Genomic DNA, 23122 nt, shown 5'->3' with positions numbered 1-23122 from the left:
TCGACCGCCGCGACGCAATCCCGTGGGAAGCGCGCATCTGGCAGCGCGAATACCCGTGGCCCGGAAAAGCCGAGCAAACGATCGGCGTGTGGGGGATGTAGCGGTCGGAACAAGCACTCAACGAACCAGCCGGGATCACCCAATGCTTGATTTTACATAATACATATTCTTACGGTAATTGACTGAGACAGTATCAGCGCTATAATGACCATAAGTTCATAATCGAGTTCAACACGCTATGTTCGATCAACCTCCTAGGCCCCAACGACAAGCCCACTCGCGCATCCGCTTTCGTGCCGCGTTTGTCGCAGCGGTGTTGAGTACATCTTGGATCGGTTATTCGGTAGCTGCCGATGACACCGAGCATTTGACGGCTTGGCAACGGCTCAAGGCCCGGCTGATCGAACGCGGCTGGTTGCGCGACCATGCCACTGAGCATCTACCCATCGGCAACGGTCGTCTCGAATTGCGCCAGTATGACCTGGCTAGCAAGATTCCCGGTAAGGTGATTTCGGTGACCGTACGCGAAGGCGACTGGGTCGAGAAAGATCAACTTCTGGTCACGCTCGATAGCAGCGAACTCAAAGCGCAACGTGAAGCGATCGAAGCGCAAGTAACCGTTGCCGAGCGCGCGTTCGCCGAAGCCCAAGCCGCACGCCGCAAAGCAGCAGCCGATTTGGAACTTGCGCGGGCGAGCTATCAACGCACTCAGGAGTTACAGCAACAAAAATTTGCTTCTTCAGATCAGCTCGATCGCGCCCGAACGGCGTGGGTCAATGCACAAACCGCGCTCGATCTCGCCGAAAAACGGGTGGCACTGGCTGCCGCGCAGGTCGACGCGGCCAAAGCGCAGCTCAACGTCATCGACAGCAAGCTGGCCGATACCCAAGTGTTGAGCCCGATCGCTGGACGGGTGCTCAAGCGCTACGTGCTCCCTGGTGAAGTGATCCCCGCGGGTGCTGCCCTGATTTCACTCGTCGATCCGCTCGATCTCTACATCGACATCTTTTTGACCCCCACCCAAATGCGCGATGTCGCGTTGGGGCAACCCGCCGAAATCGCCCCCGAAGGGTGGCCAGCCGATCGCGTTATTCCCGCGCGAGTCGTATTCGTCTCGCCCGAAGCGCAGTTCACCCCCAAATTCGTCGAAACCGCTGACGAACGGGCCAAACTGAGTTTCCGCGTGCGGGTAGCGGCCGACGCGGATTGGCTCCGGCAGCACCGCGATGCGCTGTTCGGTGGACTTCCGGCAGTAGCCCGCATTCTGGTGACCGAACCGCGACACGGCGACGATGCACGCTGACGCAGCTACCGACCAACCCCTCATCGTTCTGCGCAACGTCACGCACCGCTACGGTGAGACGGTCGCGCTATCCGTTCCCGAGCTGGCGCTTCCCCCAGCACGTACCTATGGCGTGATCGGACCCGACGGAGTGGGCAAATCGACCTTGTTGGGACTTTTGGCAACGGCAAAACGGCTGCAAAGCGGGACCGTTCGCTTCGACGGGTACGATCTGCACGTGCGGCAAGAGCGGCAGCGTTTTCAAGAACGCATTGCATACATGCCTCAGGGGCTCGGTAAAAATCTCTACCCCACCCTCTCCGTCTGGGAAAACGTCACCCATTTTGCCGATCTCTTCGCGCTCACGGAGCCGTACCGCTCACAAACGATCGAACGCCTGCTCACCGCCACCGATCTCTGGCGCTTTCGCAACCGCCCCGCGGGAAAACTCTCCGGCGGGATGAAGCAAAAACTCTCGCTCTGTTGCGCGCTCATCAATGACCCCGATTGGCTCATCCTCGACGAACCCACCACCGGCGTCGACCCCCTCTCCCGTCGCCGTTTCTGGGACTTAATCGCGCAATTTCAAACGGAACGGCCACAACTGCGTGTAATTGTCGCCACAGCATACATGGAAGAGGCAGAACGGTTTGCGCACCTTCTGGCGCTCTACGGTGGTCGGATCATCGGACAAGGAGACGCGGAAGCGCTCAAGCACGCGACACACACAGCAACCCTCGAAGCCGCATTTGCCCGTTTGATGACCCATGCGCACGACGATGGCACGGTGTCGCGCCCCCTCTCGACTGAAGCGACGTCCGTCACACCTCGAGAGGCGCACGAAGACGCCCCAACCACCGCAGACGAACGCCCCATCGTCATCGCCGCCGAAGGGCTCACCCAACGTTTTGGTGATTTCACTGCGGTTGATCACGTCTCTTTTGCCATTCGCGAAGGCGAAATCTTTGGTTTTCTGGGTTCGAACGGTTGTGGCAAGACCACCACGATGAAAATGCTCACCGGGCTGTTGCCGCCCACCGAGGGCGTGTCTCGCCTTTTTGGCAAGCCGCTCGCACCCAACGATCTGGCCACACGGCGTCTCGTTGGCTACATGACGCAACAATTTTCCCTCTATCAGGAATTGAGCGTCGAAGCCAACCTGTGGCTGCACGCGCGCATTTTCCAGATGCCGAAACGTGAGGCGCACGAACGGATCGAATCCCTCCTCAGCCAATTCGACCTGGCCCGCTATCGGGATCACACGGCTGAGGCGCTCCCTTTGGGTGTCAAACAACGCCTGTCGCTTGCCGTCGCGGTGCTCCACCGACCCAAAGTCCTGATCCTCGACGAACCGACTTCAGGTGTCGACCCCGTGGCGCGGGACCAGTTTTGGGCATTGCTCTACACCCTTTCGCGCCGTGAGCGGGTAACGATCTTCCTCTCCACCCACTTCATGAACGAAGCGATGCGATGCGATCGCATCTCCTTGATGCACGCCGGCAAGGTTTTGATTCAGGATACGCCGGACCGGATCATCGCGCACTATCAGGCAGATTCGTTGGAAACAGCGTTCATCCGTGCGCTCGAAGCAGAAGAGGCGAAATGGGTCGAGGCTGCTCCTCTTATGGCTCGGGGAAAAAAGGAGAACCAACCCTCAGCGCGTTTGGCGGGTCCCGCCCAAAACCGGATCGAACCGCTTCGCCAAGCGACCGATTCGAACCGCGTGCGTCCTCCTCAACGGCATTTTTCCCTTCAGCGGCTGGTGAGTGTCGCCAAACGAGAGTGGCGCGAACTGATGCGTGACCCCATCCGGCTGCTTTTTGCCCTTTTGGGTGCGGTCGTCTTAATGTTCGTTTTGGCTAGCGGCATTTCGCTCGATGTCGATCGCCTACCCGTCGTCGTTTATGACGGCGATCAGAGTGCAGAAAGCCACGATTACATCGCGCAACTCGACGCGACACCTGAATTCGAAGTGATCGGAGCCGTGCCCACCCTCGACGCGCTCCAGACCGCGCTTCAGAACGGCAGCGCCGCGGTGGGGTATGCGTTCCCACCAGGGTTCGGCTCAGATCTTCATCGCGGCAGGCGCGTCGAACTGGGCGTGTGGATCGACGGTTCGATGCCTTTTCGCGGTGAGACCGCGCGAGGGTATGCTCTTGCGGTTCATCGGGCGATCCTAGGGCAATGGCAAAAACTGACACGCGGCGTCGATGCCACACTTCCGGTTCAATTGGTGGTGCGCTATCGCTACAACCCCGAATTGCGCTCGGTGAATGCGATGGCGCCCGCAGTGATTCCCTTGCTGCTCATCTTCATTCCCGCGATTCTCACCGCGCTTGCCGTCGTGCGCGAAAAGGAATTGGGCAGTATCGTGAATCTCTACGTCACGCCACTGCGTCGCGCCGAGTTTCTTTTGGGCAAACAGCTGCCGTACATCGCCGTCTCGTTCGTCGCCTTTTTGCTGCTCCTGGTGCAAACCCGTTGGGGGTATGGCGTCCCCCTCAAAGGCGACCTCCTTTTCCTTGCCGTCGCAACACTCCTTTACCTTCTGGCTACGACCAGTTTTGGCCTGCTGATTTCGACCATGACACGCACGCAAGTGGCAGCACTTTTTGGCACCGCCATCTTGACGATGCTCCCCAGCATCGAGTTTTCCGGCCTAACCACGCCGGTTTCGGCAAGTGAAGGAATCGCACGGTGGATCGGAGAAGGCTTTCCGGTTAGCCACTATTTGACGATCTGCCGCGGGGTGATCACCAAAGCGCTCGACGGCGATACTTTGGCCAACGAACTCATCTGGCTGGCACTCTTTACGCTCACCACCAGTGCCGTCGCGATCTGGCGTCTACCCAAGCAGGAAGCGTGATCGATGGCAAACGACAAGACGATTTCCCTCCTCCGCCCGGTCCTTGCGCTGATTGCCAAAGAGCTGCAAAGCCTGGGGCGAGACCGAGTGCTGCTCGTGCTCATCGTTTGGGCCTTCACGGGCGCAATCTATGCAGCCGCTGCGGGCGTTTCCAAAGAGTTGCACAACGCGCCGATCGCGATCGTCGATCACGACCACTCCGCGCTCTCGGCGCGTATCGCTGCGGCAATACGCCCGCCACAATTCCTCCCGCCGCGTTTTATCACCTGGAACGAGGTCGATGCCCTCCTCGATCGCGGCGAGGTCAGTTTCGTGCTGGTCATTCCCCCCGATTTTCAAGCCGACCTCGTTGCACGCCGTACCACCGAAATCGCCCTGTGGATCGACGCAACAGTGATGACCCAAGCGTTTCTGGGGCAGACCTATCTCACGCAAATCGTCAGTGACACGATTCGCCAATGGGCCGAAGGACGGGCGATGCTGCCGCCACAACCGGTCGACTTGGTGGTGCGCGTTCGTTTCAACCCCAATCTGATCGGCCTGTGGTTCGGCGGGGTGATGGAGATCATCAACATGGTGACGATCCTCACCGTGGTCCTCGTGGGGGCGGCGTTGATCCGCGAACGGGAGCACGGCACGATCGAACACCTCTTGGTGCTGCCGCTCCACCCGTGGCAGATCCTGGTGGCCAAGATCGTCGCAAACGGAATCGTGGTGCTGATCGGTGTTTCGATTTCGCTGTGGCTGGTCGTTCAGGGGGTGCTGGGAGTGCCAATCACCGCGGCCAGTGTGCTGCGCTTTCTCGTCGCTGCGGCGTTTTTCCAGTTTGCCGCCGCTTCTCTGGGGGTTTTGTTGGCCACCATTTCCCGTTCGATGCCGCAGTTCGGACTCTTGGTAATTCTGGTGGTGATTCCGTTACAACTCCTTTCGGGTGCGGTCACGCCGCGCGAAAGCATGCCGGAATTGGTGCAGCAGATCATGCTCGCGGCTCCCAACACCTACTTCGTCCGCTTGGCGCAAGGGCTGCTTTATCGGAACGCGCCGCTTGACCGTGTTTGGCTGGACCTTGCGATGACGCTGCTGCTGGGCGCGCTCTTTTTCACGATGGCACTCAAGCGTTTTCGCGCGAGTTTGCGGTAACGCCTTCGTCTCTTTGTCCGTACGCAAACGGAAGGTTAGGAAGCGCAAGCAAAATGCTTGCGGATGACTGCTTCGAGCATCGCTTTTCCTTTTGCTTCGTCCGCGTTGGCAATCTCACGGTAGAGGTCTGCTGCCATGCCCTGAAAAACTGAAAGGACCTCCGGATCGAAATGGCTCCCTACCCCCTCGTGCAAAATCGACATCGCTTTTTCGAAAGAGAACGGTTCCTTGTACGGTCGTTTTGAGGTCAAGGCGTCGAAAACGTCGGCAACTGCAAAAATACGAGCTGCAAGGGGAATCGTTTCGTCCGCAAGGCCACGGGGATAACCGCTCCCGTCCCATTTTTCGTGGTGCCCGCCCACCACATCACGCGCCCCTTCCAGCCAACCTGCGCCTTGAACGATCTCAACCCCTTCGGTAACGTGGGTTCGCATGATCTCCATCTCTTCCGAGGTCAATTTGCCTGGTTTGAGCAAAATGGCATCGGGAATCGCGATTTTGCCAACGTCATGGAGGAAACTCCCGGCTATCAGTGACTGCATCGCAGCGCCCTGTAACCCCATTGCTTCCGCGATTTGTGCTGCCAACCAGGCTACCCGATAGTTGTGTGCCCCAGTATCCGAATCGCGTTTTGCAATCGCGCGGCCCAGTGATTCCATCATCGCAATATGGGAGTCGAGCACCTCCTCCTTCTTCTTTTCGTTATCCCGCGCCAACCAAACGACGATTGGGTAGAGCACCGCACCGCACAGCAGCGCGGCCAATGCCGCGGTCAATGCGGAAAAAGCAGCTTGTTCTTCGATCAAGGTCCGCTGCCACGCCGGAACGACCCGCACCCCTTCCATGAAAGCAATGGCATCGTGGCTATCGGTTTGTCGCGCAGCTAAAGGAACAAAAATCCGCAAAATCCAGACAGAATCGCCATTCGAAAGGTGAATACTCTCGTAGGTTGCTTGGCTCCCCTTGGGCAAGGGATGTTTGGGCAACTGCTTTTCGACCGCTTCACCGATAGGAGTCAAGGACTCGGCGAGTTTGCCGTTTGGACCGTAAATTTCTGCGATGTCAAAGAGACCGCCCGTCAACAAATCCGCGAGTTTCTGCGCGGTTTTTTCCGGTATATCGGACACGCCTCGCACCAGGTGACCCAACGCGCGTTGGGCTTCCTCTTCCGCCAAACGGACTGTCGCCTCTTCTTGGGCTTCGATTTCGAAGTGCCAGGCAACGTAGCCTACGAAGAGCGCAACCAGGCAAGCGACGCTGGCCATGCGTATTGCAGCTTGGCGGGCAAAACTGCTATGAAACCAGTGCGGCACCCTCACCCCTCACCTCATCCATCCAACAATGGCTTTACTATAAACGGCGACCACGCAATTCGCAACTACTGGGTTGATGGTGCGCACAGATGGCAAAACGCTTCGAGGATGCGTTTTGCGCGATCGATTGACCGTTCGAGTTCGCGCTGCAATGCGTCGAACGCGATCCGTTCTTTCGCGTCACCCCGCCCGGCTGCCCAGTTGGCGACGACGTTCAACGCCGCGTATTCGAGCCCGATTTCTCGGGCAAGCACCGCTTCCGGCATCAGGGTCATTCCGACGAGATCGGCACCATCCCGCGCCAACCGCTCGATTTCCGCTGCGGTCTCCAGTCGTGGCCCTTGTGTACAGGCGTACACGGCACCATCGAGCACCGGTTCGTGGCACATGGCAGCGGCATGCAAGAGCGCTTCCCGAAGCGCAGGGGTGAAGGGTTGGGTGAAGTCGATATGCACCACCGGATCGTCAGGACCGTCGTAAAAGGTGCTCACCCGCCCCCAGGTATAGTCGATGATTTGGTGCGGCACGACGAGCGTTCCAGGGGAAAAGCGTGGCGCAATGCCCCCCACAGAGGCCACTGCGATTACGCGCGTCGCCCCGACGTGCTTCAACGCCCACAGGTTGGCGCGGTAGTTGATCCGATGGGGAGCAATCGTGTGGCCGTAGCCGTGGCGGGCGATGAAAACAATCTCTTCACACCCCAGGCGACCAAAGGTGAGGACACCAGACGGTTCGCCGTAGGGGGTGCGTACGACCCGCTGCCCAAGCCGTTCGAGATTCGTGAGATTCGAAAGACCGCTACCGCCAATCACAGCCAGCATGGGCCTGCCCCCAGTTGATCGAAAGCGCACATTGTACCGGGTTGTCCACGCTTCATTGCAAGGTAAGGGCGTGCGCGACCGCCGCAACAGCACCCTTGCCCGTATAATGCGCTCCTCTGGCACCAAATCGTACGAAAGCGTTCGTTTATGACGACCCACACCCTCCCCGCGATTCGCAACATCGCGATCATCGCGCACGTCGACCACGGCAAAACGACACTGGTCGACCAGCTGTTGAAACAGTCAGGCACCTTTGCCACCCATCAGACCGTCGGAGAACGGATCCTCGACAGCAACGAACTGGAGCGTGAGCGCGGCATCACCATTTTGGCGAAAAACTGCGCGATCACTTATGAAGGAACGCTGATCAACATCATCGACACCCCCGGTCACGCCGATTTCGGTGGTGAGGTCGAACGGGTGCTTTCGATGGTCGATGGCGTCTTGCTTTTGGTCGACGCGGTCGAAGGGCCGATGCCGCAAACGCGTTTCGTCACGCAGAAGGCGCTCGCTCTGGGGTTGAAACCGATCGTCGTGATCAACAAAATCGACCGCCCAGGAGCACGCCCCGACTGGGTGATCAACGCCACGTTCGATCTCTTCGCCGAACTCGACGCCAGCGACGAGCAGCTCGATTTCCCTGTCGTCTATGCGTCTGCGCTGAACGGTTACGCGACGCGCGACATCGCAACCCCTTCGAGCGACATGCGCCCCCTTTTCGAGGCGATCCTCACCCATGTACCGCCACCTCCCGTAGACCGCGACGCGCCGCTCCAACTTTTGATCGCTTCGCTCGACCACTCGAACTATCTGGGGCAGATGGGGATCGGTCGCATCAAACAAGGGGTGTTGCGCCCCAATCAAGAGGTCGCGGTCTATCGCGGCGAAACGTTTTTAGCCAAGGCCAAGGTTGGCCAAATCCTCGGGTTTCGCGGCTTGGAGCGAATCCCGATTCCCGAAGCCGCCGCAGGCGACATCGTGATGGTAAGCGGAATCGACACCATCGGGATTGGGGTCACCCTCTGTGACCCGGACGATCCGCAGCCGCTACCACCGATCGCCATCGACGAGCCGACGCTGACGATGACCTTCATGGTCAACACCTCGCCGCTTGCCGGGCGCGAAGGAAAATATGTGACCAGCCGCCAGATTCGCGAACGGCTGGAGAAAGAGCTTTTGCGCAACGTCGCACTGCGGGTCGACTTCGGTGGCGAATCGGCAGAGCAGTTCGAAGTCTCGGGTCGCGGCGAGCTCCATTTGACCATTTTGCTCGAAACCATGCGACGGGAAGGGTTCGAATTGGCAGTCGGTCGGCCGCGGGTCGTCTTCAAAGAGATCGAGGGGCTGCGGTGTGAGCCGTTTGAACGCCTCACCGTCGATATCGAAGAAGGGCACCAAGGGGCGGTGATGGAGGAGTTGGGCCGCCGACGCGCCGAACTCCTCGATATGCAGATCGACGGCAAAGGGCGGGTGCGGTTGGAATACCGCATTCCGGCACGCGGACTAATCGGTTTCCAAGGCGAGTTTCTGACGCTGACCCGCGGCACGGGGCTCATGAGTCACATCTTCGACGACTATGCGCCGTACGCCGGACCGATCCCCGGGCGGCGCAACGGCGTCCTCGTCTCACAGGAAGATGGCGAATGTGTGGCATACGCGCTCTGGAAACTCCAAGAACGCGGGCGCATGTTCGTGAAACCGGGCGACCCAGTCTATGAAGGGATGATCATCGGCATCCACAGCCGAGAAAACGACCTGGTCGTCAATCCGGTGCGGACCAAGCAGCTCACCAACATTCGCGCCTCGGGTTCCGATGAGGCGGTGCGCCTCACGCCGCCCATCGAACTGACTTTGGAGCGCGCAGTCGAATTCATCGATGACGACGAACTGGTCGAGATCACGCCGACGAGTATTCGGCTGCGCAAACGGCTTCTCAAAGAGCACGAACGGCGTAAAGCCGCGCGCAGCGACAGCGATTAGAGCGCCGCAACGCGCTCTTTGAGATAGGCGCGAAACGCTTCGGCCACCTCGGGATGGCGCAAGGCGAACTCGACGGTGGCTTGAAGATACCCGGCTTTCGAGCCGCAGTCGTAGCGCACCCCTTCGAACGCGTAGGAAAGCACAGCCTCTTCTTTGAGCAGCGAACTGATCGCGTCGGTGAGCTGGAGTTCTCCCCCAGCACCTGGTTGGATCCGTTTGAGGTGGTCGAAGATCGCCGCAGTGAGGATATAGCGGCCAACCACCGCTTGCGTCGACGGGGCCTTTTCGGGTTCGGGTTTTTCGACGATCGCGCGGATGCGCCGGGTATTGCCCTGCTCACACGGATCGGTGCTGACGATTCCGTACTGCTTGGTCTGCTCGCGCGGTACCGTCATCGTCCCCAGCACCGAACAACGGTGGTACGCGAAGACCTCGACCATCTGCTGGAGCACCGGTTTGCCATCGTTGTTGTCGCAGAGGTCGTCGGCAAGGAGCACCGCAAAGGGTTCGCTGCCGACCACTGGTTGCGCGCACAGGACTGCATGGCCCAACCCCAACGCCTCGGGTTGCCGAATATAGATGCAGGTCACCCCTTGGGGGACGGTCTTACGCACCACTTCCAAGAGCGCGCGTTTGCCCCGCTGCTCGAGTTCCGATTCCAGCTCATAAGCTTTGTCGAAGTGGTCTTCGATCGAGCGCTTGGTGCGCCCAGTGATGAAAATGAGTTCGGTAATGCCCGCTGCAACCGCCTCTTCCACCGCATACTGGATCAGCGGCTTATCGACGATCGGCAGCATCTCTTTGGGACTTGCCTTGGTTGCGGGCAGAAAACGGGTTCCCATCCCGGCGACGGGAAAAACCGCTTTGCGTACCAAAGGTCGAGCCATCGTTTTCTCCTCATTTTTAGTCAAATAGCTGAAGTTGAATCACGTTTTTCCGCGATGAGGCGCATGAGCCCTGCTTCGTCGAGGACCGGAATTCCCAGCGCTTCTGCTTTCGCCAATTTGCTCCCTGCGGCTTCGCCCGCAACGACGTAACTCGTCTTTTTCGATACCGACCCACTTACCCTGCCACCGTGCGCCTCGATGAGCGCAGTCGCCGCGTCGCGCGTGAGCGTGGGCAAGGTACCAGTGAGCACGAACGTCAGGCCCGCCAATGCGTTGGATTGGCTTGCCTCACTCTGAGCGGTTGGTACGGGCACCGCTGCCTGAGGCGAAACCGATGTTGCCGCAAGGGGTTTCCCTTCCGTCCAGGTGACCCCATGGCGCTTGAGCGCGGCGATGACTTCCAAGTTATGGGGTTCATGAAAAAATTGCCAGATGGACGCGGCGACGATCGGACCGATTTCCGGCACCGCCATCAGATCGGCTTCGGTCGCTGCGATGAGGGCATCGAGCGAACCAAAATGGCGCGCCAGATCTTTTGCCGTGGCTTCGCCCACGTTACGAATCCCCAGGGCGTAGAGGAAACGGGGCAACGTGGTATGGCGGCTGCGCTCGATCGCGGCGATGAGGTTTGCGGCCGACTTCGGTCCCATCCGGGGTAAAGTGGCCAACCGATCGACGGAGATCCGCTCAGGATCGTAGAGATCGGCTGGGTTGCGCACCCATTCCCGATCGACGAGTTCGGCAATCAGTTTTTCGCCCAACCCTTCGATGTTCATCGCTCGGCGGCTCGCGAAATGTTCGATTGCCCGTTTGCGTTGCGCGGGACAGTAGAGTCCGCCGGTACAGTAGGCGATCGCTTTTTCGGGATCCCGTTCGACGTGCGAGCCACAAACGGGACAGTGCGATGGCAGCGTGAACACCTGCTCCGTGCTACGTCGCCGCTCGGGCAGGGAGCGGACGATTTCGGGAATCACATCGCCGGCACGGCGCACGACGACCCAGTCGCCGATGCGAATGTCTTGCTGCCGGATGAACGTTTCGTTGTGGAGCGTCGCGTTCGCAACGGTAACGCCGCCAACCGCAACCGGGGCAAGGCGCGCCACCGGAGTCAGCGCACCGGTGCGCCCCACTTGGACATCGATTGCCAGAAGTTGCGTCACTGCCTCTTGCGGGGGGAATTTGTGCGCGATCGCCCAACGGGGGGCGCGCGCAACGAACCCCAGCCGTTCTTGGTCGGCAAACGCATCGACTTTGTAGACGACGCCGTCGATATCAAAGGGGAGTTGGTCGCGGCGCGCCAGCATCTTCTGGTAGTAGTCGAGCAGCGCTTCGGCACCGACCACGGTCTGGCGCCATTCGGAAACCGGGAAGCCGAACCGCTCTAGACGTTCGAGCGCTTCGGAATGGGTTTCCGGGGCCGCATCGACCCCTTCGGCGCGAACCCATTGGTAAGCGTAAAAGCGCAGCGGCCGTTTCGCAGTGACTTTGGGGTCGAGCTGGCGCAAGCTTCCCGATGCGGCGTTTCGTGGGTTCGCGAAGGTCTTTTCGCCCGCAGCAAGCTGGCGTGCGTTGAGTGCGGCAAAATCGGCATGAGTCATCACCACTTCGCCGCGTACTTCGAGAAGCTTTGGCGCTTCGTCGGGCAAACGCAACGGGATCGTGCGAATGGTCCGGGCGTTAGCGGTGACCTCTTCCCCTTTGAACCCATCGCCGCGGGTTGCCGCGCGGGTCAGCACGCGGTTTTCGTAGAGGAGCGAAATCGCAACACCGTCGAATTTGGGTTCACAGGCGTACCGCACCGCGGTGACGCCCAACCCTTCGCGGCAGCGGCGATCGAACGCAATAACCTCTTCTGGGGTAAACGCGTTCGCGAGTGACAACATTGGGATCTCATGGGTCACTTCGCGAAATTCGGGTGCCGGCGTCCCCCCCACGCGCTGCGTGGGCGAATCGGGGGTGATCAATTCCGGATACTGCGCTTCCAGCGCTTCCAGTTCCCGAAAAAGCCGATCGTATTCGGCGTCCGGGACCAAGGGTTCGTTGCGCACATAATAGGCGTAATCCAAGCGCCGGATCGTTTCGCGCAGGGTTGCAACGCGTTCACGAACCGCGCCGGGAATCGTTCGGGTGCGCTGTAACGACAATGCCGCTTCTCCTTAGGCAAAGAGGCGTTGCGCAACCGTGCCACCCGGTGGCACTTCGAATTGCCGCATCCGTTCGTGGCTCGACTCTACTTGTCCCCGGAGCCATTTGAGCGCTTCGGGGGAAAGCGGAGCCCCGTCGTCGGTGACGATTTCGGCTTCGAGCGTTTTCGTCAATTTTTCCGCGAACGCGATCATCCGGTCGAAGACGGCAGCCGACGGGATGAGCGCGGTTTCGAGAACGAGCGTCAGTGCGGGGACTTGGCGGACGCGCATTTCGGCAGCGATGAACGGCTCTCCGGTCGCGTCCATGAGTGCGAAGAGGACCGCGCCATTGTCGTCGTAGAGGCGATAAACGCCATCGGCGTCGAGCCGCATGCCGTACGCCTCGGCGGCGGCGCGAACTTTGGTGCCACGCATCGTCCCTTCACGGGGTTTGAGGTTGATCGCGATTTGCAGATCGACGTCGTGGCAGAAACGATCCAGTTCTTGCGCCAAGCGCAATACCTGCGTACGCGAATCGATGCGACCGAGCGCCAGACCCAATTGGTCGGCAACCCGCTCGGCACCCCCGATAAAGCGCAGGTATTCCCGCTCGCCGATCGGGCCGGAACGATCACAGAGTTGGAGTGCCGCTAGGATTTTGTGCGGCGTGCCATTGCTTTCGATCGTGACGAGTTCCCAGTCGTTGTTGGCGTCGTCGAAAAAGTACCAGCGCATCGGCAAATTGTCGGCGTCGCGGAATTCGGCGATCAGGACTTCACGCAGCCGCGCGAGATCGATCGGTTCGCTCGCGGTGAATTCCACCATCAGGTCCACCCGCCGGTGGAGGTGGCGCGGGTGTTCTGGCGGGTGTTCGGGACGGGGTTCGACCGGCAGCTCCGGTTCGTTTTCGCGCACCACGCGGCTTCGTTTCACTGGGCCAAACGGGTTGAGCCGCCCTTCCGGTTCCACTTCCAGCGAACGCGCCTCGTCGGGACGCGCAAAGCTCTGTTCGATCTTTTTGCGGTGTTGGTGGGTCTGCCACGCGGTGTAGGCCCAAAAACCTACGCCGGCCAGTGCAGCGACCCCCCCCAAGGCAAGCAACAGTTGGGTATCCATCGAATCGGTTCCTAACGCCGAAGGTTATACGGCCGGTTGCGCCAATTGTACGGCACGTTCCACGTCGACGTCCACTGTGCGGGAAACCCCTTGCTCGCGCATCGTCACCCCAACCAAACGATCCGCTGCGGCCATCGTCAGTTTGTTGTGGGTGATCACGAGGAACTGGGTTCGTTCTGCCATCGTGCGAATCAGCGCCGCATAGCGCTGGGTATTGGCGTCGTCCAGCGGCGCGTCGACCTCGTCGAGAATGCAAAACGGCGCGGGATTGAGGTCGAAAAAGGCGAAAACCAGCGCAATCGCAGTCAAAGCTTTCTCGCCGCCAGAGAGGAGCTGGATCGTGCCGTTCTTTTTGCCGGGCGGCTGTGCGATGATCTGTGCGCCGGCGTCGAGGATTTCGTCTCCCGTCAGCGCCAATTGCGCTTGCCCGCCACCAAAAAGTTGCGAGAAGCGTTCGGAAAAGGCGCGATTGACTACGCGGTGGGTCTGTTGCAACGCTTCCCGCGTCTCTTTGTCGATGGTACGGATCGCTTCCCGCAAGGTCTGTTCGGCAGCAGCGATATCATCGACTTGGCGTTGCAATGCGTCGATCTCCTGGGTGAGCGCTTCGAGTGCAGCGAACGCCGCGTGGTTCACTGGCCCGAGCGCATCGATCGCTGCGGTGAGTCGTTTCAATTCGCTTTCGAGCTGCTGTTCGTCGAGGTGGGGAAGCTGGACACGCAACGCGTCCCAATCGACCTCCGCCGCCGCTAAAGCCTCTTGCCACCGCGCCACTTCCATTTCCGCAGCAACGCGCGCATCGTGCGCCTGTTGCCACGCCGTTTCGAGCGCGTCTCGTGCCTGTTCGTGGGCCTGCGCCTGCCGCTCTATCGCCCGATAGTGCGCTTCTGCGGCTTTCACGGCTTCACGCGCCGTCCGGACGGCTTGTTCGGCTTCATCAAGTTGCGCCTCTAAGGCGCGCACGGTTTCTGGCGCCGGCCCAGTATCGAGCGCAGCAGCTTCACGTTCAAGCGCCGCAAGGCGGCTCTCGAGCCGTTGCCGCTCCGTTTCCGTTCGCGCAAGACTCTCTGCAAGAAGCGTGCAATGGCGGGTCATCTGTTGCTGTTGCGCAGCAAGCGCCTGCTTCTCGTGCGCCAGGGCGTGCGCGGTGTGTTGCGCCTCTTGCCAGGCGCTTTGCGCACCGCGCGCCTCGGTGCGCGCTCGCTCCAACGCTTCGTCCAGCAGTGCGAGCTGCTCGAGCAGCGCTTCCTCTTCGTCGTTTCGCTCTGCGATCTCGTCATGCAATCGCGCCCATTCGGCATCGAGCTCAGCAAGACGCGCCAAACGTTCGGCGCGCCAGCGCTTTGCCCACGCCAACTGCTCTTTGCGTTGCGCCAATTGCAATGCAAGTTTCTGCTCGTGCTGTGTGATTTGGCGCTGCTCAGCGCGCAGCGCTTCACCCTTTTCCCGGGCAATTTGGTATCGTTCCGCACACAGCGCCGCATGCTGCTCGGCAGACTCGATCTCTTTTTCGATGGCGACCAACCGTTGTTGCCATTCGGCGAGCTCGGCACGCTGTTCGAGCAGGGTCGCTTCCTGTGCCGCCGAATCGGATTCGTTCCGAGGAATCCAGCCCCAAGGGGTGAGTTGCCCACCGTCACGGGTCACGACGATGGCGTGACGGGCGACCACCCACGCGTCGATTGCCGCAGTAAGGGTTTCGGTCAGCCAGACGTTGTCGAGTTTTGCGCGCAGCCACGATGCGAGCGCGGGATCGGACGTCGTGATCACCGAATGGAGGGCAACGACGCCTTCCGGTGGCTTTGGCGGATCGTTCGGTGTGCGTTCGGGAACCGCGTCGCGCCGCACGGCGCACGAGCCTACACCCTTCGGCAATACGCCATCCGGCGTAGCGGCTATGCTCTGCATCCACGGTGTGAGCGCGGCCGCAACTGCATTAGCATACTCAGGGGCCACATCGATCTGCTGCCAGAGTTCTGGCTTTTCCGCAGCGTGCGCTTTGGCCGCAGCGTTTCGATGCCGCGACAATGCTTTTTCCAAGCTACGCACGCGACCCACCACTTCCGCCCGTTGTTCGCGCCAGGACCGAAGGGCCTCATCCGCTTGGCGCGTTTCGGTGTCGAGCGCTGTACATTCGACGTCGCTTTGCGCCAACGCACGTTCCAGTCTAGCGCGTTGTTCCTGAACCGCCGCCTGTTCCGCAAGGAGCGGCGCCAAATCCGCAGGCGCGTCGTCGTGGGATTCCAGCTCTTGGCGCAAGTGCGCGCGCTGCGTAAAAATCTTTTGCTGCTGCCGCTCAGCAGTTTGCCGATGGAGTCGCACCTGCGCAAGGCGCCTGTCGAGCTGATCCCTTTCGTGCTGCAAACGTTTCTCGACGGCGTGTTTTTGTTGCGCAACGCGTTCGGCAGCTTGCAACGCCTCCTGAGCGGCATCCCAGGCTTCGAGCAGCTCCTCCCAGCGCGCTTCACAGACCGCGACCTCTTCCTGCGCCGCGTGCAACGCTTCGGTCACCCGCGTCTGTTCCGCTGCCCAACGGGCGCGCTCGGCCAAGATCGTTTCGCGTTCCTGCGCCAACGCCGTTTGTCGCATCGCAGCGTTCTGCGCTTGGTGGCGCAGTTCCACCACCTGCGCCTGGATTTGATAGTAGTGTTGCTGTGCTGCTTCCAACGCGTGCGAAGCGTCCTGAAAAGCGGTTTGCGCCGCGGCTCTTTCCTGTGACAGCGCGGTTTGCTGTTCGCGCCATTCGGCCAGTTGCTTCTCAGCTTCCCTTTCGGCACACTCAGCTTCGGCCAAGGCGCGCTCTGCACGCACCCGACGCAACGCCCACAAAAGACGCTCGGTTCGTGTTTTTTGCGCGGTCCATTTGCGCCAGGTTTTGGCAGTTTCCGCTTCGGCTTGGAGTCGGGCTTCGTTGCTGCGTAATGTCGCCAACTGGTCCCGGAGACGTGCGAGATGCGCTTCGGTTTCCTGGAGCTTCGCTTCCGTCTCTTTACGGCGTTCGCGGTACCGAGTCACCCCGGCGGCCTCTTCGAGGAGGTGACGCAACTCTTCCGGTTTGGCTTCGATCAGTCGGTTCACCATCCCCTGCTCGATGATTGCGTAGGCGCGCGGTCCCAGACCGGTGCCCAAAAAGAGGTCGAGAACGTCCCGGCGGCGCACCCGCTGGCCGTTGAGCCAATAACTCGATTCGCCTTCTCGGGTCAGGATCCGTTTGACCGAAAGGGTTTCGTACCGCGCCCATGCGCCCACCCGTGCTTCGCTGAGGTTGTCGAAGATCAGCTCGACGCTGGCGCGAGCTGCGGGTTTGCGTTCGGCGCTGCCGTTGAAGATCACGTCGCTCATCGTCTGCGCGCGCATACTGGCAGCGCGCGTTTCACCAAGCACCCAGCGCACGGCGTCGATCACGTTCGACTTGCCGCAGCCATTGGGGCCAACGATCGCGACAAACGGCGCATCGACCGCAATCACGGTGGGTTCGACGAAGGTTTTGAAGCCAGCGAGTCGGATTCGGGAAAGTCGCATCGTCACCTCATGCAACCATTGGGCGCGCATGATACCATTTGCCGTTTGAATTCACTGGTGGAAGAAAGGAAGCGGAATGAACTGGCAGGAGACGCAAGCACTCATCGACGCGGCATTCGAAGAGCGTACCCGCTTTTCCCCGACCAATGCTCCGCAAGACGTACGCGACGCGGTGGATGCGGTGATTGCCGGGTTGGACCGTGGCGAGCTTCGGGTTGCGGAGCGGCGCGGCGTCGGTGATTGGGTGGTCAATCAGTGGGTCAAGAAAGCGGTGCTCCTCTCCTTCCGCCTCTACGAAAACTGGGTGATGGATGACGGAGTTTCGCGCTATTTCGACAAAGTCGCCCCCAAATTCGCGTCGTACGACGAAGCGGCGTTTCGCGCCGCTGGGTGTCGCGTCGTTCCCCAGGCGATGGTCCGCCGCGGAAGCTTTATCGCCAAAAACGTCGTCTTGATGCCGAGCTATGTCAATATTGGCGCGTATGTCGACGAAGGCACGATGGTCGACACCTGGGCAACTGTCGGTTCATGCGCGCAAATCGGCAAAAACGTGCACCTTTCGGGTGGTGTCGGGATTGGCGGCGTGTTGGAGCCGGTTCAAGCTGGCCCGGTGATCATCGAAGACAACGTGTTCATCGGCGCACGTTCAGAGATCGTTGAAGGGGTGGTGGTCGAAGAAAACAGTGTGATCTCGATGGGGGTCTATATTGGACAAAGCACCCGAATTTTCGATCGCGAGACGGGGGAAATCCATTACGGACGCGTTCCTTCGGGTTCGGTCGTCGTCCCCGGGTCGTTGCCAAGCGCCGATGGACGCTATAGCCTCTACTGCGCGGTGATCGTCAAGCGGGTGGATGCGCAAACTCGCGCCAAAACCGCGATCAACGAACTGTTGCGCGGTGCCTGAGTCCTTACCTGACTTGAGCACATTCCCGATGGCACATCTCACCCCGACCTTCGAAAAAATCTTCCGCTTGATGGCGACGAAACGGGCGTCCGACGTCTATCTGAGTGCGGGTGCGCCGGTGACGATTCGGATCGAAGGCAACGCCCAACCCTTGAACGCCCAGCCACTGACCGCACCCCAACTCACCGAGTGGCTGCAGGCGTTCGTCGCTGACGAAGCGCGTTGGGCGCAGTTCGTCCGCGAGCGGGAGCTCAACTTTTCGCTGCCACTGCCCGGTATCGGCAATTTCCGCTGCAACCTCTTTTGGCAGCGCGGCACCCCGGCTGCGGTGTTTCGCTACATTCCATTGACGATCCCGTCGCTCGAGTCGCTTCATCTGCCGCCGATTTTGCGCGACCTGGCGATGGCGCAGCGCGGTTTGGTGTTGGTGGTCGGGGCCACGGGCAGCGGCAAATCGACCACGTAGGCGTCGATGGTCGACACCCGCGCGGCGCAGCGCAGCGGCCATATTCTTACGGTCGAAGACCCGATCGAGTTCCTCTTTCAACATAAGAAATCGATCGTCAATCAGCGCGACGTCGGTACCGATACCCACTCTTGGGCCGATTCCCTCAAGAACGCGATGCGGCAGGCACCGGATTGTATTTTGATCGGCGAGATCCGCACGCGCGAAACGATGGAAGCGGCACTGCAATACGCGCTCACGGGACATCTGGTGCTCGCGTCGCTCCATGCCAACACCAGCTATCACGCGCTCAACCGCATCGTGAACTTTTTTCCGTTGGAGAGCCGCGCGCTCCTCTACGGAGACCTGGCGGGTGCGTTACGCGCAATCGTCGCGCAACGGTTGGTTCCCGGGAAAAACGGTCGCCGCTATCCCGCGGTCGAAATCTTGCTCAACACCGCACTCATCGCCGAAGCGATCGAAAAAGGAAATCTCTTCGCTGTCCGGGAAGCGCTCGAACGCTCGCTCACCGCCGAGATGAAAAGTTTCGAAGAGGCGCTCGCGCAGCTGGTGGAAAGCGGCGCGATCACTCGCGAAGTCGCGATGCAATACGCCGATTCCCCCAGCAATCTGGCTTGGCGGCTCGACAACGGCCCCAGCAACCGGGTCAAAGACGACTCGCACTTTCGGATCGAATGAACCATGTTGGACGCGCAAAACGGCGATTCGGTCATGATGAGCCCGGTGTTGGAACTCGCGAAAGCACTGATTGCCCGCCCGTCGGTCACGCCCGACGACGCGGGTTGCCTTGACCTCATCGCAAATCGGCTCACTTCGCTCGGTTTTTCCTGCGAACGGTTCGATTGCGCAGGGGTCGCTAATCTCTGGGCGCGGCGCGGCACAGCGCAACCGTGTGTCGTTTTTGCTGGCCACACCGACGTCGTTCCGCCGGGCGATTCGGCACGCTGGCGTTTTCCCCCTTTCACGCCGACGGTTGCCGAAGGGGATGACGGCGTAGTCTATCTCTACGGCCGCGGTGCGGCCGACATGAAGAGTTCGCTCGCAGCGATGGTCGTCGCCGCGAGCCGCTTCGTTGCGTCGCACCCCAACCACCGGGGCTCGATCGCGTTTCTCCTCACTTCCGACGAAGAAGGGCCTGCCCAGTATGGTACGCGCCACGTCGTCGATCTCCTTGCGCAACGGGGGGAAAGGCTTGACTATGCGATCGTCGGCGAACCGACCTGTAGCGAACGTTTGGGCGATACCCTCAAAAACGGTCGTCGCGGTTCCCTCACCGGGCACCTCACCGTGCTGGGGAAACAGGGGCACGTCGCCTACCCGCACCTTGCCGACAATCCGGTTCACCGCTTGGCGCCAGCGCTTGCGGAACTGTGCAGCACGGTCTGGGATCACGGCAACGACGATTTTCCGCCCACCACGTTTCAAGTGGCCCATATCCATGCCGGCACGGGGGCAACCAACGTCATCCCCGGCACCTGCGCGGTCGATTTCAATTTCCGTTTCAGTACCGAACAGACACCGGAACAGTTGATAGCGCGCACCGAAGCGATTTTGAACCGGCACCACCTCCGCTATACCTTGGACTGGTCCCTTTCCGGGCGCCCGTTTTTGACCCCCCGAGCGGAGTTGGTTACGGCTTTACACCAAGCGATCACCGCTGTGACGGGCGTGACCCCCACCTGCTCGACGAGCGGTGGCACCTCAGACGGCCGCTTCATCGCCCAGATCTGTCCCCAAGTGGTCGAATTTGGACCGGTAAATGCGACGATCCATCAGGTCGACGAGCGCATTGCCGTTGCCGATCTCGAACCCTTGGCGCGCATCTATGAAAGCACGCTCCACAAACTGCTCGCCAGAGAGGACGGTGTATGAACAGCGACGAAACTTTTTCGCTCACGCTGGGCACCGAATGGGAAACAGCCATAGAAAACCTGACAACGGTGCGTGATTGGATCCGTTTTGCCGTCACCGCGATGGAAACCGCCGAATGCGCCTATGGCCAAGGGTGTCTCGACGCGCTCTGCGAAGCGCGGTGGCTGGTTGCGCGGGCGCTCCACCTTCCGCTCGACGCGCTTGATATGCTGCTCGACGCCCGATTGCTGCCCGACGAACGGAGCCACTTAGCGGAACTCCTTGCCGCTCGTACCGAAGCACATGTACCCACCGCTTACCTCCTCAACGAGGCGTGGCTTCAGGGAAAACCGTTCTATGTCGACGAGCGGGTGATCATTCCCCGTTCGTTCCTAGCCGAACTCCTTGCGCCGGAGGCGCTGCCGCGCTGGCTCGAGAAACCCAACACGGCGATCACACGCGTACTCGAACTGTGCACGGGAAGCGGCTGTTTGGCGATTCTGGCTGCTGAAGCGTTCCCGAACGCGCAGATCGTCGCCACCGACCTGTCACCAGAGGCGTTGGCGGTTGCGCAAATCAACGTGGAAAGTTATGGGCTTACGGAACGCATCGCGCTGATGCAGGGAGATCTCTTCGCCGCGCTGGGTGCGGCCAGCGAACCGTTCGACTTGATTCTGGCCAACCCACCGTACGTCACCACAGAGGCGATGGCCAATCTTCCTGACGAATTCCGACACGAACCGCAACTGGCGCTCGCCGCAGGCGACGATGGGATGGCGCTCGTGCGGCGCATCGTTGCCGACGCGCCGCGCTACCTCACGACAGGCGGAAAACTCCTCGTGGAAGTTGGCCACAACCGCCGCGAAGCAGAGGCAGCGCTTGCCGCACCGGGAAAATCACCACTTCCGCTCACGTGGCTGGCCACCGCGGGGCACCCCGAAGCGGTCTTCGCGCTCACCGCACCGTGGTAAAGCGTACTCCCATCACAATACTGCAGCACGACGGGTCGCGCGGGTAAAGGGGGTCATCCCGCCACAGCACGCGAACGGATTTCATGAAGATGGGGGTAAGGCAAAACTCTCGCCGCAACCACACGTTTCGCTGACGTTGGGGTTGTGGTAGGTCAAGCGACGCGACAACCCCTCCCCTTGGTAATCGATCGTAAGCCCTTTGAGGTAGGGAAAGCTCGCGGCATCGACCACTACCCACCACGTCTCATTGGGCACCGAAAAGGCCAAATCGTCGGCACCGATCGATTCCGCCAATGCCACGTGGTACATCCAGCCGGAACAGCCGCTCTTTTTGATTCCGATGCGAAGCCCCACTGCCCGCGCTTTGTCGACCATTTTCCGGATATGGGCGGCAGCTGCCGGGGTCACTGTGATGCGTTCGTGGGCAGGATGGCGCTCCCCCCTTGCCAATGCCTCCGCGATCGGCGCAGTGACCGTTCTTTCTTCTGTGGCTCCGTCCATTCACGTACTCCTTCAATCCCATCGTGCGTCACGCACTTGAACCCATCCGTTGGCGACGCGAACCGGAAACGTGGTGAGCGCTTCAACCGCGGGGGGCGTGAGCGCCGCACCCGTTTTCAAACAGAACTGCGCGCCATGTTTGGGACAGGTGATCGTCTCGTCCCGCAGCGCGCCACCTGCCAGAGGGACGTCCGCGTGGGTGCACCGATTTTCGACGGCATAAAACCCCGTTGCGGTCCGCACCACGACCACCTCGACATCGTCGAGTAGCACGACACGGTACGAACCCACCGCAAAATCGTCTTCCGCTGCCACTGTTACCCAATCGCTCATTGCACCTCCCCGTTTCGTTCAGTAAGTTCCCGTGGCAAGCCGCGCCGCTTCGCTCATCCGACTGCGATCCCACGGCGGGTCGAAAACCAGTTCGACATCACACGATTCGACCGTTGGCACGTCGAGCACGCGCCGTCGCACCTCTTCGGCAAGAACAGGCCCCATGCCACACGCGGGAGCGGTAAGTGTCATCTTGATCTGGACATGGCGGCTTCCGTTGCTCTGCGGGATCACCTGGCAGTCGTAAATCAAACCCAAATCGACGATATTGACCGGGATTTCCGGGTCGTAGCAAGTCTTGAGCTGCTCCCAGACGAGCGCCTCGACCGCCTTGTCGTCGGCCCCTTCGGGCAGTTGCGGTTTGGGACGCGGCGTTTTGCCCAGCGCATCGGCATCGGCCCCATCCACGCGAAAGAGGCGCCACCCGAGTTGAATGGTGTAGGAGCCACCCAACGCTTGCACGATCTCAACCTCGGTTTCGGCGGGCAACATCGCGGGCTCGCCCGAGGGAACTGCGATCACGGGACAGTCGCGGGTCAGCACCACCGTTTCACTGTGATTTCCGAACATTGCGCTCACTCCGTGGAAATCGCAGTAGGAGCGTCGTCATTGGAAAGCGCCGCTTCCAGCGTACGCCACGGCAGCATCGCACACTTGACCCGACTGGGATAGTCACGCACGCCAGCCAACACGCCAAGTTTCCCCAACGCCATCGGGTCTGGCGGCGCCTCGGACGCCGTCAGTAACTCCACCATCTGGCCAAGGAGCGCTTCGGCCTCTTCGACCGTTTTGCCTTTGAGCGCTTCGGTAAGGAGCGAAGCCGACGCGGTCGAAATCGCACAACCTTCACCGACGAAGCTGACGTCGACGATGCGCCCCGCTTCCCGCTTGACGAACAGACGGAGATGATCCCCGCAGAGCGGATTGTGTCCTTCGACGGTGCGGGTTGCATCGGCCATTTCGCGAAAATTGCGCGGACGCCGTTTGTGGTCTAGGATCAGTTCCTGGTAGAGGTCACGCAGCTCCTGTTCCATGCCCTC

19 protein-coding genes are annotated in these 23122 nt (G+C 60.6%); 9 read left to right on the top strand and 10 right to left on the bottom strand.

Annotation, left to right across the window (positions count from 1 at the left end):
• The first annotated feature begins 238 nt into the window (after positions 1–238).
• The 3 genes from KUL93_RS08680 to KUL93_RS08670 are packed head-to-tail and all read left to right on the top strand — an operon-like array spanning position 239 to position 5288.
• Positions 239–1303, top strand: a complete 1065-nt coding sequence (locus KUL93_RS08680; RefSeq protein WP_217126659.1) for an HlyD family secretion protein — start codon at positions 239–241, stop codon at positions 1301–1303.
• A complete protein-coding gene (gene rbbA / locus KUL93_RS08675; RefSeq protein WP_217126658.1) occupies positions 1293–4148 on the top strand; it encodes a ribosome-associated ATPase/putative transporter RbbA in 2856 nt (951 codons plus the stop codon). Before KUL93_RS08680 ends, rbbA begins: the two co-directional genes overlap by 11 nt.
• A 3-nt stretch (positions 4149–4151) precedes the next feature.
• Positions 4152–5288, top strand: a complete 1137-nt coding sequence (locus tag KUL93_RS08670) for an ABC transporter permease (protein WP_217126657.1) — start codon at positions 4152–4154, stop codon at positions 5286–5288.
• 35 nt (positions 5289–5323) lie between these two features.
• Here KUL93_RS08670 and KUL93_RS08665 read toward each other — a convergent pair whose 3' ends face one another.
• Positions 5324–6553 (bottom strand): HD-GYP domain-containing protein, encoded by a 1230-nt coding sequence (locus tag KUL93_RS08665; protein WP_217126656.1) that lies wholly within the window; start codon positions 6551–6553, stop codon positions 5324–5326.
• A gap of 113 nt (positions 6554–6666) precedes the next feature.
• Positions 6667–7422: an S-methyl-5'-thioinosine phosphorylase gene (locus tag KUL93_RS08660; protein ID WP_217126655.1), complete on the bottom strand. Its 756-nt coding sequence runs from the start codon at positions 7420–7422 to the stop codon at positions 6667–6669.
• Between the two features lie 147 nt (positions 7423–7569).
• On the opposite strand from KUL93_RS08660, the gene typA reads away from it, so the two are divergent.
• On the top strand, positions 7570–9402 hold the full coding sequence (gene typA / locus KUL93_RS08655; RefSeq protein WP_217126654.1) for a translational GTPase TypA: 1833 nt from the start codon (positions 7570–7572) through the stop codon (positions 9400–9402).
• Here typA and galU read toward each other — a convergent pair.
• The 4 genes from galU to smc are packed head-to-tail and all read right to left on the bottom strand — an operon-like array spanning position 9399 to position 17083.
• The gene (gene galU, locus KUL93_RS08650; RefSeq protein ID WP_217126653.1) at positions 9399–10289 is read right to left on the bottom strand and encodes a UTP--glucose-1-phosphate uridylyltransferase GalU; all 891 of its coding nucleotides are present in this window, start codon (positions 10287–10289) and stop codon (positions 9399–9401) included. The genes typA and galU overlap by 4 nt on opposite strands.
• A gap of 20 nt (positions 10290–10309) precedes the next feature.
• A complete protein-coding gene (gene ligA, locus KUL93_RS08645; protein ID WP_217126652.1) occupies positions 10310–12433 on the bottom strand; it encodes an NAD-dependent DNA ligase LigA in 2124 nt (707 codons plus the stop codon).
• Positions 12434–12445: 12 nt separating this feature from the next.
• Complete coding sequence (locus tag KUL93_RS08640) at positions 12446–13531, bottom strand: cell division protein ZipA C-terminal FtsZ-binding domain-containing protein (protein ID WP_119335073.1); 1086 nt, start codon at positions 13529–13531, stop codon at positions 12446–12448.
• Between the two features lie 24 nt (positions 13532–13555).
• Complete coding sequence (gene smc, locus KUL93_RS08635) at positions 13556–17083, bottom strand: chromosome segregation protein SMC (protein ID WP_217126651.1); 3528 nt, start codon at positions 17081–17083, stop codon at positions 13556–13558.
• A 46-nt stretch (positions 17084–17129) separates the two neighbouring features.
• Between smc and dapD the strand changes: the two genes are divergently transcribed.
• Genes dapD through prmB form a run of 5 tightly spaced genes read left to right on the top strand, consistent with a single transcriptional unit; the run spans position 17130 to position 21248 of the window.
• Positions 17130–17960, top strand: coding sequence for a 2,3,4,5-tetrahydropyridine-2,6-dicarboxylate N-succinyltransferase (dapD, locus tag KUL93_RS08630; protein ID WP_217126650.1), 831 nt, complete (start codon positions 17130–17132; stop codon positions 17958–17960).
• Positions 17961–17988: 28 nt separating this feature from the next.
• A complete protein-coding gene (locus KUL93_RS08625; RefSeq protein WP_217126649.1) occupies positions 17989–18426 on the top strand; it encodes a hypothetical protein in 438 nt (145 codons plus the stop codon).
• A 6-nt stretch (positions 18427–18432) separates the two neighbouring features.
• A complete protein-coding gene (locus KUL93_RS08620) occupies positions 18433–19104 on the top strand; it encodes an ATPase, T2SS/T4P/T4SS family (protein ID WP_217126648.1) in 672 nt (223 codons plus the stop codon).
• A gap of 3 nt (positions 19105–19107) precedes the next feature.
• On the top strand, positions 19108–20298 hold the full coding sequence (gene dapE / locus KUL93_RS08615) for a succinyl-diaminopimelate desuccinylase (protein WP_217126647.1): 1191 nt from the start codon (positions 19108–19110) through the stop codon (positions 20296–20298).
• Positions 20295–21248, top strand: a complete 954-nt coding sequence (gene prmB / locus KUL93_RS08610; RefSeq protein WP_217126646.1) for a 50S ribosomal protein L3 N(5)-glutamine methyltransferase — start codon at positions 20295–20297, stop codon at positions 21246–21248. Before dapE ends, prmB begins: the two co-directional genes overlap by 4 nt.
• An 81-nt stretch (positions 21249–21329) precedes the next feature.
• On the opposite strand, the gene KUL93_RS08605 is transcribed toward prmB, so the two are convergent.
• The 4 genes from KUL93_RS08605 to sufU are packed head-to-tail and all read right to left on the bottom strand — an operon-like array spanning position 21330 to position 23116.
• Positions 21330–21749 (bottom strand): HesB/IscA family protein, encoded by a 420-nt coding sequence (locus KUL93_RS08605; RefSeq protein WP_217126645.1) that lies wholly within the window; start codon positions 21747–21749, stop codon positions 21330–21332.
• Between the two features lie 12 nt (positions 21750–21761).
• Positions 21762–22082, bottom strand: coding sequence for a Rieske (2Fe-2S) protein (locus tag KUL93_RS08600; RefSeq protein ID WP_217126644.1), 321 nt, complete (start codon positions 22080–22082; stop codon positions 21762–21764).
• A gap of 18 nt (positions 22083–22100) precedes the next feature.
• The gene (gene sufT / locus KUL93_RS08595; protein ID WP_217126643.1) at positions 22101–22652 is read right to left on the bottom strand and encodes a putative Fe-S cluster assembly protein SufT; all 552 of its coding nucleotides are present in this window, start codon (positions 22650–22652) and stop codon (positions 22101–22103) included.
• A gap of 5 nt (positions 22653–22657) precedes the next feature.
• Positions 22658–23116: a Fe-S cluster assembly sulfur transfer protein SufU gene (gene sufU, locus KUL93_RS08590; RefSeq protein WP_217126642.1), complete on the bottom strand. Its 459-nt coding sequence runs from the start codon at positions 23114–23116 to the stop codon at positions 22658–22660.
• Positions 23117–23122 lie beyond the last annotated feature (6 nt).

Source organism: Hydrogenophilus thiooxidans, assembly GCF_019049855.1.
GTDB lineage: Bacteria > Pseudomonadota > Gammaproteobacteria > Burkholderiales > Rhodocyclaceae > Hydrogenophilus > Hydrogenophilus thiooxidans.
Note: the sequence above shows the minus strand (reverse complement) of the source record. Positions and strands in the feature narration are given on the sequence as shown.